The following is a 13,567-nucleotide window of genomic DNA, read 5'->3' on the forward strand; positions in this document are numbered from 1 at the left end:
TGGGTTTGGTAGCATTGTGTTATGGAAGATAAATTGCTTGAATCAGTAAAAAACAAAAGTTATTTCAGTAAAGCAGTCGAATGGTACTGCCATAGGTATCTGTTTTGTGTAGCAGAAAGATCTTGGATGGCATTAATAGTATCGCTTCTCCTAGTATGCTTATGTTTATTAATATTAAACATATACCTGTTATTTCCTGTTAAAAAAGATTTAAATTTTGTGAAGTACATGAACCACACAGAAGATGAGTTCTCTGCAATGCATAAGCTTAGTTTCAGTAAAAAGGAAGATGAATACACTTCCACAGCGAGGTACTTAATAAGTAAATACATTGAAATATACGAGTCCATTAAGATCGTTGAACCGAAGTACCAAGAAAATTTTATAAGAAACAATTCTATACATAAAATCTATCAAGGCTTTCAGGAAAAAACGAACAATGAAGCTGTTAGTTCACCTTCATCCAAAAGAAAAACTGCCAACATAAATGTAATAACATTATCTATTGATCGATCGACCAAGGACTTAGTTACATTTGCTGGAAATGCTACTGTAGTTTTTACAACCGAGCAAAATAAGGAGGTGAAAGATCATACTGTGGAGATTAGCTTCACTTTGTCGAGTATAAAAGCAACTCTGGCTGGTATAATACCATTTAAATTTATTGTTAATGGTTATAAATACAGATTTTAAAATATTATTTGGTAGCTAAAAAAAATAACTAAAGTGCATGTAGCAGTAATAACTGGAGGTAAAACTAGAAGAATTGGCGTTTTTTTAATAAAGTAATTCTGAGAAGGTTTTAAGAAAAAGGCATTGTAAATTATCGGTAAAAAGTACAGAGCGTTAAGTATAGTACTAACAATTAACACTAGAGTTACAAACACAGAAAGTATTACATTGCCAGAGTTGAAAACAGCTTGAAAAATGAGAAATTTACCCCAAAAAGTCGGAGCAGGCGGCACCCCTATCATAGACAATGCACCTATAGCAAATGCTGTCATGTTAATTGGCATACTGCGTCCTATACCGTGAATCTTATCTATATATTTCTCACCTGTTTTCGTTATTATTGCTCCGGCAATGAAAAACAAAGTGATTTTTGCAAATGCGTGGCAAACTAATTGAAAAATTGCAACCCTCATGCTGAGCTCACTAAAAATTGAAGCAAATAATATAATATACGACAATTGAGAGATGGTAGAGTAAGCAAGCAATTTCTTTAATTCTTTTTGCTTTAATGCAATCAATGATGCAGTAATAATAGTAAATCCAGCAGCGTACGGAAGCCACCCTCCAGCAAACCAATTTTGCTGCACAAAACGTTGTATGTTATCGACGCCGAAAGTGTATAATATAACTTTTATGATGATGAAAACTCCGGATTTCACAACAGCAACAGCATGTAATAGTGCACTCACAGGAGTTGGTGCAACCATTGCTTTTGGTAACCAAAAATGCATTGGCATTAATGCAGCTTTTCCTATTCCATAAATCAGCATAGCAAAACACACTGCAATGAAAGTGATGAGTGAAGTATCAAATTTGAATATTCCACCACTTACAAAGTCTAAAGTATGAAATTCATTATATAAAAGGCCTATTGCAGGAAAAAATAATACTAAAGAAGAGAAAAATAGCACGCCAAAGTAATAGCGCCCTGCAATCATTGATTCATTTGTTGAGTTGTAAGTAACCAGAGGGTATGTACTAATAGTTAGAAGCTCATAAAAAACAAATGTAGTGAGCAAATCTCCAGAAAAAGCAATAAACATTGCACAGCTAATCGATATTGAAAAAAAGCATAGAAAACTTGAGTGATTGCCATCAGCATAGTTATTCTGCATATAACATATTGCATATATACTGGTTAGTATCCATAAAAACGATATTAATAAACTGAATATTACTCCGGTAGACTCTAGCTTTAAACTAATGTGCAAATTATTACCAAAATCCATGAGAATAAATTGAGAATGATCACCATATACCCAATATAAAGTGCAAAGACACGTATACGTAAACAGAAGTACAGAAGAAATGACAGTAATACTATTGTTCACTCCGGGCCATTTACCAGTAAAAAAGATAACAAAAGCACTTAAAAGCGGAATCAACGCAGTAATTAATAAGTAATTCTCAGTAATTGAAAATGGTAAGGAAAGATACATTAAGATATAGTCCATTAAATTTTCTGTTTAGGTAAAGCTAGAATTATACTCAAATCATAGAAAAACCGCCATGTTTTTTTGGCAAACTAGTTGTTTGTGTATGCTATAGCTATACCGCCGCGGTATCTCTAGATCCCGCTAACACGTAGCGGGATATGAGGTTATCATCATACCGCTGCGAACCGTCATACCGTGATTTATTCACGGTATCTCTTAGCATAGATCCCGCTAACACGTAGCGGTATGACGAACTTGTCGTTACGTCATACCGTGATTCATTCGCGGCATCTCATCCGCTAACACGTAGCGGTATGACAAGCTTATCGTCATGCCACCGCGAACCGTCATACCGCCGCGGCGCTAACTAGTAGCGGAATGACGGTTTTTCAAATTGTCGGTAAACCTAAGTCAGTTTAGCTATATAGATAGCATAAAGTCAACTGCATAAATTGAAACAATATCTGCTAGACGCAAATTATAACAAATGCAGTAGCGTAATCTCCATCTTCACTCAGAGAAAGATGAATCTTGTAGTCCTTTGAGATGAAATCCTTTCTGACAGCAATATATGGTTTTCCTCTTACATCGCTGTATATTTCTATATCTTTCATTATAATGCCCTGGCTAAATCCAGTACCTCGTGCTTTAACAAAAGCTTCTTTTGCTGCAAAGCGTTTGGCAAAATACCTTGCTCGCATTTCTTGACTATTATACTTTCTACTTAGCTCTATTTCTTTTTCAGTGTAGATTCTATTGAGAAATTTTTCCCCGTATTTTTGTAATATTCTCAATACTCTTGGTATATATACTATGTCAGTGCCGATACCGCATATCATTTTGTGCTAAAGCGATTTATTGCTTCCTCAATCTGCATTTCTTTTACCTCTCCAGTTGCTCTATTTTTTACTTCAACTATATTTTCATCTATTGCCTTTTTTCCAACAATTATTTGCCACGGCAAGCCTATCAGATCCATTCTAGAAAATTTTACTCCTATACTTCTTTCCGTATCATCGTAAAGCACTTCATCACTTTTCAAAGCTTTGTATATTTTATCTGCAGCCTCCGTTACTTTCGTTTGTAAATTGATTAAACCAATTCTGAAAGGAGCTACCGCTTCTGGCCAGATAATTCCCTTATCATCATGAAAAGCTTCTATTATTGCACCGACAAGCCTTGAAACCCCAATGCCATACGAACCCATATGCATGTTGACATTTTTTCCATCTTGAGAAGTAACACTTGCCTTCATAGGCTTTGAGTATTTGTCGCCAAAATAAAAAATATGCCCTATTTCAATACCTTTACTAACATTTAACTGCTCTTGCGGCACAAGGCAAGTTTTAGGGTCGTGCATATCATCTGCAACTGCATATATATTCTTCAAACTTTCAACATCTTCACTTTCCAGTAGTTCAGAAAATTTATTGTCATAATATAAAGTGCTCTCACCAGTGTTTGCCAATATATGAAACTCGTGGCTCAAATTTCCTCCAATTGGCCCAGTGTCCGCTCTCACTCCAATTGGAGTAAGTCCCATGCGTTTGAAGATTTTTATGTAAGTTTTGTACATCAAATTATATGAATTCAGTGCACCTTCGTAATCTACATCAAAACTGTATGCATCCTTCATCAGAAATTCCCTACCCCTCATAACACCATAACGTGGTCTTACCTCATCACGGAATTTCCACTGGATATGATACAAACAAAGTGGCAAATCTTTGTAACTTTTTACCACATCTCTAATTAGATCAGTTGCTACCTCCTCATGCGTTGGACCGAAAAGCATATCTTCCTCATGCCTATCCCTTATACGTAGCATTTCCTTACCGTAATCATCGTAACGTCCCGATTCTCGCCAAAGATTTGCTGGTTGCACACAAGGCATTAATGCTTCAATTGCACCAGATTTATCCATTTCATCTCTGATAATATCTTCAATATTCTTAAGCACGCGCAGACCAAGCGGCAACCACGTATAGATGCCAGATGCTATCTGCTTTATTAAACCTGCACGTAAAGAATATTGATGGGAGATAATTTTAGCATGGGTAGGCTTTTCCTTTAGAGTTGGTAGGTAATATTTGGATAAACGCATATAATAGACCTGATTGTATTAAGTAATCTTAATACAATCAGACCTGTAGGTAAACTTATTTTAAAAAAGAAGGGAAGTGTGTGGTACTTCCCTTGATAATTTTATAGCTACCGTGGTCTTGGTACAACATTTTCATCCCGCTAACAAGTAGCGGGATGACGATTGTCAGGGTGTCATCCCAGCGCCCCTATGATGTCATCCCAGTGCCCAGACACCTTAGACGGGAGTGTTAAATAAACTGTGTCAAACCGCATTTTTAGTTCAACTCAATTTTCAATCTGCCAGGAAAGAAAACACCAAGTTGAGAGATAGTTAATGCCCAATCATGTACAGGCATCGTCCACTTTTCCTCTGCCTTCTTTATAGCACAATATACCTGCTTATACAAGGCATTTATGCTGGTAAATGAGCCTTTGGTCTTAGTGAATTTCCTAATTTGCCTATGTAGCCCCTCTATGGGATTGGTGGTGTAGATTATCCTCCTAACTGGACCAGAATACTTAAAATAACCAGACAAGTTTTCCCAATTATTCTGCCAAGATTTTATAACCATAGGGTACTTTGTGCCCCATTTTTCATCCAATTCCAACAGATAATTCTCGGCAATTTCCTTGCTTGAAGCTTGATATACCTTCTTTAAATCGCTCAAAAAACTCTTCGCATCTTTACTGGCCACATACTTCAGTGAGTTGCGTATCTGATGCACTATACACATCTGCACTTCCGCATTAGGAAAGACACTGTTTATAGCTGCAGGAAAGCTTTTCAGCCCATCAACGCAGGCAATAAGGATATCTTCTACTCCTCTTTCTTTGAGGTCATTTAGCACTCCCAACCAGAAGTTAGCTCCTTCACTTTCAGCCAAATAAAAACCTAATACTTCTTTTTTGCCATTTTGATCTATGCCTAATATGTTATACATGCATTTACTTACGCAATGCCCGTCCTCTTTGACTTTAAAAAACCATGAAAACTATCGGATATACAGACTGCAGCGGGCGACTACGCCATTCGTTGATTACTGGTAGCAATTTGTCAGTAATACTTGATATCTCTGCCACCGATATTTTGTGATCATAAATTTCCTCAACATGTGACACTATATCTCTATAGCCCATACCACTGGCAAATGTGCTCAAAATCTTCGTTTCAAGCTCTGGATGTAAGTTTGTTTGCCTTTTTTTGACTATTTGTGGTTCGAAACTTCCTTCCCTATCTCTTGGCGTCAAAAGCTCAAATGACCCTGCGCTTGTACGTAAAGTCTTTGCATTCCTCCCATTTCTTCGATTATTCTCTTCGCTTTCAGCCGACAAGTGGTTTTCTATTTCACCTTCCAGGCTTACCTCCAGCAACTTTTTTATAAACGGTGTTAATGCTCCATCTCTTCCTGTCAACGGTCTTCCTTCTCGTATAGACGACAGGATATTTGTTTCTAATTCTTTATAATCTACCAAACCGGTAGTTCTGTTTACTACTTTCTGACTCATTGTCAAACCTCCATTTTTTTATATCAATTTATTACTTTTTTTTCGGTTTGACACAGTTTATTTAACACTCCCAATGGGACTACTGAGTTTGTTAAGGTAATTGTTCACAGGTTTAGTTGATGGCTGCTTGCTTTTTCTTCAAACACATCCCAAAGGTCTTTTTCTAGCGATATATTATATAATTTATTGATATAAACCACTCCCGTGGGTGAAGTTGTGTTAATTTCGAGCAGGAAGTCATCTATAATATCAATACCAACAAATATTAGCCCCCTTTTCTTTAATTCAGGACCAATTTTGTTACATATTTCATTGTCTCTATCGTTCATTTGAGCGGGCTCAAAACTTGCTCCAAGTCGCATGTTTGTTCTGATCTCTCCACTGATTTTTGGAACTCGTTTCATTACTCCAATTGGTTGACCATAAAGTAGCAATATTCTTTTATCTTTATCTATGTTTTTACAAAATGATTGCGCAATTACAGGACATTCATATTTTGCTATCATGAGATCCACTACCACTTGAATGCTGTTTTCATCTCGTATTCTTATTACATCGTTTCCTCCATAACTATACAACGGCTTCAGAATAATATCTTGATAGTTGTGGTAGAAATCTCTAATCATCGATATATTTTCAGTGATCAAAGTCGGCGGAATTAGCTCTGGAAATAATGAAGTTATCAATTTTTCAGGACAATTTCTTATTTCTGTTGGATTGTTAATTACCAATGCGCTGGTTTTTTCTAAGATATAGGTTGTTGTAATGTAGCGCATATCAAAGGGTGGATCCTGTCTGATAAATATGATGTCCATTTCATTCAAGTTGATTGCTACATCCTCTTTAGAGATAAAACTAAAATCATCAACGCTGACTTTCTGAGCAAGAGCAATTGGATGGTTTAGCTTTAGTGCTAAATTGTTAGGAGCATAGACAAAAACTTCGTGCTTCCTCCTTTGTGCTTCCTTTATTAGCACGAATGTAGTGTCAGTTTCAAAATTTATATTTTCATCCATCTGAAAGGCAACTTTCATTTATGTTCTCTACCTATTGTCACAACTGTACAAATGTTATAATTTGAAGGCGATTTTTGCCTAATGGCGTAATTTACTGTACTTATATCGTACATAACTTACAACTTGTTTTACTCCCTTTACTTTTCTTGCAATTGATATTACAGCTTTTAATTCCGCTTTATTTTGGGCTATACCCATCAAATAAACAACTCTATCAACCGTATTAACGCTATAATTAATTGATTTAATATTTCTTTTCCCCAGAAGTCTTGTTCTTATTTCCGCTGTTATCATGCCATCTACAGTAGTGTCTAGCATGGAAGCCATTTGAATTGGTATTACTCTTATTTCATTTATCACTTCTTTAATTTCTTTTTGCTGCCAAGCTATTTTTTCTGCTGTAAGTTGTTTTTCAGGAGTGTCAACACTTCCAATGAGCAATACTCTTCCTTCACTTACTTTAACTTTTATGGATGAAAATAGCCCATGTTTTAAGAGCCCCTTATTAATTCTGATGACCATAGTCGTATCATCAATGATATTTCCCAAGGATTTGTCCTGCATTGTTATTGCTGTCGCTGTAGCCACCACACCACCTATTATAAGGGTTGTGCAACCACTTTGTGTAATCAAAAAAATTGCAAGTAAGAAGCTTGTTATTAATCTCATTATTGATTTTCAGGATTTAGAGCTTTCATTAAGAAATGTTAATAAGCTTTTTTGATTGTGTAAATACTATAAATTAAGTAAGACTTTAAACCTTGAATATTTTTAATGGAATACCTATAATAGGGTACTGAAAATTTCTTGCGGATATGGCGGAATTGGTAGACGTGCCAGGTTTAGGTCCTGGTGAGCTTGCTTGTGGGGGTTCAAGTCCCTCTATCCGCACTTTAAAGTCATGTAACTTAGGTTTTAAGGGAAAATTTATAATCACTGAATACACTTTTGTTTGTATAAAAACCTGTTCTTAAGGATTGTGTTTAACTTAAATTCTGGTAAAATGACTCTATTAAGATATGAATTAAAATGTTAATAAATGAATTATGATGTCTAATAATATACCTCAAAATACAGTCGAAGTAAGTAGCGTATATACCTACAAAGAGCTTAGTATAGATAAACTAAAGTATGAGTATGAAATCACAGTTGGTAGTGATTATATAAAACAAAAGGTAAATTCCAGGTTGCAAGAGATAGCAGAAAATGCAAAATCACCTGGGTTTAGGGCTGGAAAGATGCCCTATGACCTTGTTGTTGCAAATTATAAAAACGAAGCTTTGGAATATGTGATAAATAATACAATTGATTATTGCTCAAGTGATTTGATGAAAAAAATTGAAGTCAAGTCTCACATTTATCCTAAGGTTGATGTTATATCATTACCAGATCTGGGCAAAGAAAATGAGGAGGGCAATTTTGTATACAAGCTATCTTTTGAGTCGATGCCTGAAGTACCGATGATAGATCTTGACAAAATAAACTTAAAGAAAATTGAAGCAAAGATTGAAGAGGAAGATATAAAAGAATTTATTGATTCTATTAAAACAAAGTTCCCCAATTTCGCCTCTGTTGATGATGCTTCTTATCAAGCGAAAGATGGGGATAAATTGATAATTGATTTTGAAGGGCGGATTAGGAATAAGCTCTTTCAGGGTGGAAGTAGCAAAAATTTTGCCGTTAATTTAGGGTCTGGCACATTTATTAATGGTTTTGAAGATCAATTAACTGGTATGAAAAAGGGAGAAACAAAGGACTTTAAGTTGCAATTTCCTGAAAATTACCAAGCCATTTCACTTGCAGGACAGGAAGCTGATTTTTCTGTGCGAGTTAATGAGATTCAAATTGCCAAAGATTTTGAAAATGATGATGAAATAGCTAGGAGTATTGGTTTTAAAGATTATTCTTTGCTAATAAGTCATGCAAAAAAAATGATTGGTGATCAGTGCACCGAAATGAGAAATCTCTTAATTAAAAAGGAGCTATTTGATTATTTGGATGCTAATTATAGTTTTGATTTACCCACAGACATAGTAAAACAGGAGCAACAAAGAATGGAAGGAGAACTGGGTGCTCAAAATGATTCTTGTAAAGAAGCTGAAAAACGTGTAAAGCTTGCTATGTTATTTATGAAATTTAGTGCAGAAAATAAAATATCATTAACTCAAAATGATGTTTTGAATGTTATTGTAAATCAATATGTCAGTAAGGATGTACCGTTTGACAGAGTACTTAAGCATTTTGAATCAAATAAACAATTTCAAGAATTAGTTAGAGGGCAAGCGCTTGAGTATAAAGTGACAGATTATATAATAGAAAAAGTTAGTAAAGAAGAGCAGATTATTTCTGTGAAAGAATTAAAGGAATTGTTTGGTAATATTTAATAGGAAAAGGTATGACTCTTATACCAATTGTAGTTGAACAAACTAGTCGCGGTGAGCGCGCTTATGACATATATTCAAGACTAGTGAAAGAAAGAATAATTTTCGTAACAGGTCCTATTGAGGACAACATGGCCAGTGTAATAGTAGCACAGCTTTTATTTTTAGAATCGGAAAATCCCGATAAAGACATTTGTATGTACATCAACTCACCAGGTGGTATTGTAACTGCTGGTTTGTCGATCTACGATACAATGCAGTATATAAACCCAGACGTTTCAACTTTATGTATAGGTCAAGCTGCGTCTATGGGTTCCTTATTGCTTGCATCTGGTACAAAAGGTAAGCGCTACTCTCTACCTCATTCAAGAATTATGATACATCAGCCATCTGGTGGTTATCATGGTCAAGCAACTGATATAGAAATACATGCTAATGAAATTTTGCGAGTTAAGAAAAAACTAAATCAAATTTATGAAAAACATACTGGAAATTCACTGAAGAAAATTGAAGGAATGATGGAAAGAGATAAATTCATGGATCCTGAAGAAGCAAGGAAAATTGGCTTAATTGACAGGGTGATAGCTGAGCGTACAGATATTGAAATTGAAAATATTAAAGTTAAACAAAAGGTGGGTTAATGGATAACAATAATGATTTACACTACTGTTCTTTTTGCAACAAGGCGCAAGATGAAGTAGATAAATTGATTACTAACTCCTCGGATGGTTTAAAGGTGTTTATTTGTAATGAGTGCATAGAATTATCCCATAAAGCAATAAGTCAAAAGAAAGATAGATCTTTTAATTCAGATCGTATATCTGATATGAAGCTATTACTAAAGAAACCTGAGGATATAAAAAATTTTCTCAGCAAGCATGTTGTAGGTCAAGAACACGCGCAACACGTTTTATCTGTAGCTATGTATAACCATTGTCAATCCATGGTACAATTTCATGCTATAAGTGATATTGAAATCGAGAAGTCAAATATAATGCTTATTGGTCCCACTGGTTCTGGTAAGACTTTGCTAGCCAAAACACTTGCTAAAGTTTCAGATGTGCCATTTGCCATGGCTGATGCGACAACTTTAACTGAGGCAGGTTATGTGGGTGATGATGTAGAAAGCGTGTTGTCGCGTTTATTACAAGCTGCAAATTATGACGTTGCAAAAGCACAGCGTGGTATAGTGTTTATAGATGAAATAGACAAGATTACAAGAAAATCTGAAAGCACTTCAATAACCCGTGACGTTTCAGGTGAAGGGGTCCAGCAAGCTCTGCTTAAGATTATGGAGGGTACAGTTGCTTATGTTCCGCCACAAGGAGGGCGAAAACACCCACAACAAGAGTTTATACAAGTGGATACTAGTAACATACTATTTATTTGTGGAGGAGCTTTTGAAGGCCTCGATAAGATTATTGAAGCGAGAAAAAAGGGAACGTCAGTTGGCTTTGGAGCAGATATAAGTCAGTCTAAAGAGCAAAAGAAAAAGAATGCTTTACATGATGTTCAACCTGAAGATTTAATCAAATTCGGTTTAATACCCGAATTTGTAGGGCGGGTTCCAATAACTGCTGTTTTAGATGAGTTGGATCATGAAGATTTAATACATGTGTTGACAGAGCCAAGGAATGCACTAATAAAACAGTACAAAGCATTGCTTGCGTTTAGCAAAGTAAACCTTGAGTTTTCAGATGAAGCAATATCAGCTATTGCTAAAAAGGCTATAAGCTATAAAACAGGTGCAAGAATGTTACGTGCTATCTTGGAGTCACTTTTGCTTGACGTTATGTATACAGCTGGAAACGGAGATTTTGAAGGTAGCACTATAGTAATCACTAAGAAAATGGTAGAATTAGGAAAAGCAACGGTTAATCATAATAATAATGGCAATGTTATAACGGTTAATGATTAATTTGAGGCATATATTATGAACATTGAACGTGCTGTGAGCTCTAGTTTTACTGCATTGCCAGTATTACCTTTAAGAGATGTAGTAATTTTTCCAAATATAATGGTGCCTTTATTCATAGGCAGAGAAAAATCTGTTAATGCACTAGAATATGCAACAAGTAGTAGTAGTTACCAAAATGAGATTTTTCTTGTAGCACAGAAATGTGGCTCTGTTGATAATCCAGAGCCTGAAGATCTTTATGAAGTAGGTGTGTTAGCAAACATTATACAACCATTAATAAAATTGCCTGACAATGCAGTAAAAGTTATAATCCGGGGGATAAGAAGGGGAAGAGTTGTAGAATATATTAGCTCTCATACTTTATTACAAGCCAGGGTAGAGTTAGACAATCATTATAAAGAAGATGAAGACAATATTGATTTAGAAGCTTTAAGGCGATCTGTTATAGACGCGTTCGATAGCTGGTGTAAGCTAAACAAGAAAAATCAGCCTGAAGTTGCCATTAACCCCATTGATCAAATCAAAGAAGTTGATCAACTTGTAGACACGGTAGCTTCACATTTAAATATAAAAGTATCGGATAAACAAAGCATACTTGAGGCTTATGACCCAAAAGAGCGTTTAAAAAAAGCTTTTGCTTTTATTGAGGGAGAAATAAGTATTTTGAACGCACAAAACCGTTTATATAAGACAATTAAATCGCAAGTTGAAAGCGCTCAGAAAGTTTACTACCTTAACGAGCAATTGAAAGCTATACAGAAAGAATTAGACGAATTTGAGAATGGTGATGAAGGGAATATACTCAATGAATTTGAAAAAAAGATAAATGAAACAAAGCTTTCTCAGGAAGCAAGAGAGAAAGCTATAACTGATTTGAAGAGATACAAGAAAATGAATCCCATTTCTCCTGAAGCTACAGTTATATCTAGTTACTTGCATTGGTTACTTGATTTGCCGTGGGGAAAGTACAAAGATGCAAAAATTAACTTAAATGCAGCTAAGAAAATCTTAGATGAAAATCATTATGGCATAGAGAAAGTAAAAGATAGGATAATAGAATTTTTAGCAGTATTAAAAAGAGTAAAAGAGATAAAAGGTCCTATACTTTGCTTGGTTGGACCGCCAGGTGTTGGTAAAACTTCTTTAGCTAAGTCTATGGCAGGAGCAGTAGGAAGAGATTTTGTTCGCATAGCTCTTGGTGGTGTGCGTGATGAGTCCGAGATACGAGGGCATAGGAAAACTTATATTGGCTCAATGCCTGGTAAAATTATTCAACATATGAAAAAAGCTAATTCATGCAACCCGCTTTTTCTGCTTGATGAAATAGATAAGATGGGTTCTGATTCGCGTGGCGATCCTGCATCTGCATTACTTGAGGTTTTAGATACTGAGCACAATAAACACTTTACGGATCATTACTTGGAAGTTGAGTTTGATCTTTCAAGTGTAATGTTTGTAGCTACGGCAAACAGCTTAAATTTGCCACATCCTTTGCGTGATAGGATGGAAATTATACAATTGTCCGGGTATACTGAAGATGAAAAAATCAGTATTGCTACACACCACCTTATTCCGAAGTTAAAGAAGGAGCATGGTTTGTATCAGAAGGAATGGGACATAACTAATGAGGCGTTATACAAGTTGATACGTTTATATACACGTGAAAGTGGTGTGCGGAGTATGGAAAGGGAGCTTGCAAAGCTCATGAGAAAGGCAGTTAAAGAAATATTGACTGATAAAAATAAGAAAATATCCGTAGGGGTTGACAATTTACAAGATTATTTAGGGGTACGTAAATATACCTTTGGTATTGCAGAAAATGAGAGTTTAGTGGGAGTAGTAACTGGGCTTGCCTATACTGAAACAGGTGGTGATATTTTGATGATAGAATCAGTCCTAATTCCGGGCAAGGGAGAAATAAAATACACAGGAAAGCTTGGAGAGGTTATGCAAGAATCTATAAAAGCTGCGTATAGTTATATTCGATCAAATTGTTTGTTTTTTGGTATAAAGCCCGAAAAATTCCAAAATAATGATATACATTTACATGTACCTGAGGGTGCGGTACCAAAAGATGGCCCTTCTGCTGGCGGCGCGGTATGTACGTCTATTGTTTCTCTTATGACGAATATACCAGTTAACAAAAATGTTGCTATGACAGGCGAAGTGACATTGCGTGGTAGAGTTTTAGCTATTGGGGGCTTAAGAGAAAAATTGCTTGCAGCGCTCAGAGGATCAATCAAAACTGTGATTATACCAAGTGAAAATGAGAAAGATATGCAAGAGATTCCGGCAAGCATCAAAGAGGGGATCAACGTAGTTTTTGCTAAGAATATTGATAAAGTTATGAAAGTTGCTTTAATGCACCCTACTACTCCAATTGATAGTGATAATCAAAATAGTGTGCCTTCCTCTATAGAAAATAAAGATGATACTTTTCCTATGTCGGAAACATTGAAGCATTAGATTAAGAAGATATTATACAATCTCCAT

General features: G+C 35.5%; 10 protein-coding genes, 1 tRNA gene and 1 pseudogene. 6 read left to right on the plus strand and 6 right to left on the minus strand.

The window, feature by feature from the left end:
* The first annotated feature begins 21 nt into the window (after positions 1-21).
* Positions 22-693, plus strand: a complete 672-nt coding sequence (locus tag ACFZP3_RS06730) for a VirB8/TrbF family protein (protein ID WP_253309488.1) — start codon at positions 22-24, stop codon at positions 691-693.
* Here the strand turns inward: ACFZP3_RS06730 and ACFZP3_RS06735 are convergent.
* The 6 genes and pseudogenes from ACFZP3_RS06735 to ACFZP3_RS06760 form a co-directional block, all read right to left on the minus strand.
* Positions 690-2,186: a proton-conducting transporter membrane subunit gene (locus ACFZP3_RS06735; protein WP_386086986.1), complete on the minus strand. Its 1,497-nt coding sequence runs from the start codon at positions 2,184-2,186 to the stop codon at positions 690-692. The two genes, ACFZP3_RS06730 and ACFZP3_RS06735, sit on opposite strands and share 4 nt — an antisense overlap.
* Positions 2,187-2,635: 449 nt before the next feature.
* The gene (locus tag ACFZP3_RS06740; protein WP_386086985.1) at positions 2,636-3,007 is read right to left on the minus strand and encodes a holo-[acyl-carrier-protein] synthase; all 372 of its coding nucleotides are present in this window, start codon (positions 3,005-3,007) and stop codon (positions 2,636-2,638) included.
* Positions 3,004-4,272, minus strand: coding sequence for a proline--tRNA ligase (proS, locus tag ACFZP3_RS06745; RefSeq protein WP_264688213.1), 1,269 nt, complete (start codon positions 4,270-4,272; stop codon positions 3,004-3,006). The genes ACFZP3_RS06740 and proS overlap by 4 nt, the downstream gene beginning before the upstream one ends.
* A gap of 256 nt (positions 4,273-4,528) precedes the next feature.
* Positions 4,529-5,759 (minus strand): annotated as a pseudogene (locus tag ACFZP3_RS06750) (IS256-like element ISWpi15 family transposase).
* A gap of 104 nt (positions 5,760-5,863) precedes the next feature.
* Entirely contained in the window at positions 5,864-6,793 is a 930-nt protein-coding gene (gene gshB, locus ACFZP3_RS06755) for a glutathione synthase (RefSeq protein WP_264688409.1), read from the minus strand.
* 60 nt (positions 6,794-6,853) lie between these two features.
* Positions 6,854-7,444, minus strand: a complete 591-nt coding sequence (locus ACFZP3_RS06760) for a BON domain-containing protein (protein ID WP_264731345.1) — start codon at positions 7,442-7,444, stop codon at positions 6,854-6,856.
* Between the two features lie 140 nt (positions 7,445-7,584).
* Here ACFZP3_RS06760 and ACFZP3_RS06765 point away from each other — a divergent pair.
* From ACFZP3_RS06765 to lon, 5 genes are all read left to right on the plus strand, one after another.
* Positions 7,585-7,666, plus strand: a tRNA-Leu gene (locus ACFZP3_RS06765).
* Positions 7,667-7,824: 158 nt separating this feature from the next.
* Positions 7,825-9,159 carry a trigger factor gene (tig, locus tag ACFZP3_RS06770; RefSeq protein WP_264688507.1) on the plus strand — a complete coding sequence of 445 codons (1,335 nt, stop codon included), beginning with the start codon at positions 7,825-7,827 and terminating at the stop codon, positions 9,157-9,159.
* An 11-nt stretch (positions 9,160-9,170) separates the two neighbouring features.
* Positions 9,171-9,797: an ATP-dependent Clp endopeptidase proteolytic subunit ClpP gene (gene clpP, locus ACFZP3_RS06775; RefSeq protein WP_253309482.1), complete on the plus strand. Its 627-nt coding sequence runs from the start codon at positions 9,171-9,173 to the stop codon at positions 9,795-9,797.
* Positions 9,797-11,074: an ATP-dependent Clp protease ATP-binding subunit ClpX gene (gene clpX / locus ACFZP3_RS06780; RefSeq protein ID WP_253309481.1), complete on the plus strand. Its 1,278-nt coding sequence runs from the start codon at positions 9,797-9,799 to the stop codon at positions 11,072-11,074. The genes clpP and clpX overlap by 1 nt, the downstream gene beginning before the upstream one ends.
* 15 nt (positions 11,075-11,089) lie before the next feature.
* Positions 11,090-13,540: an endopeptidase La gene (gene lon, locus ACFZP3_RS06785; RefSeq protein WP_386086984.1), complete on the plus strand. Its 2,451-nt coding sequence runs from the start codon at positions 11,090-11,092 to the stop codon at positions 13,538-13,540.
* Positions 13,541-13,567 lie beyond the last annotated feature (27 nt).

Source organism: Wolbachia endosymbiont (group A) of Norellia spinipes (assembly GCF_964273535.1).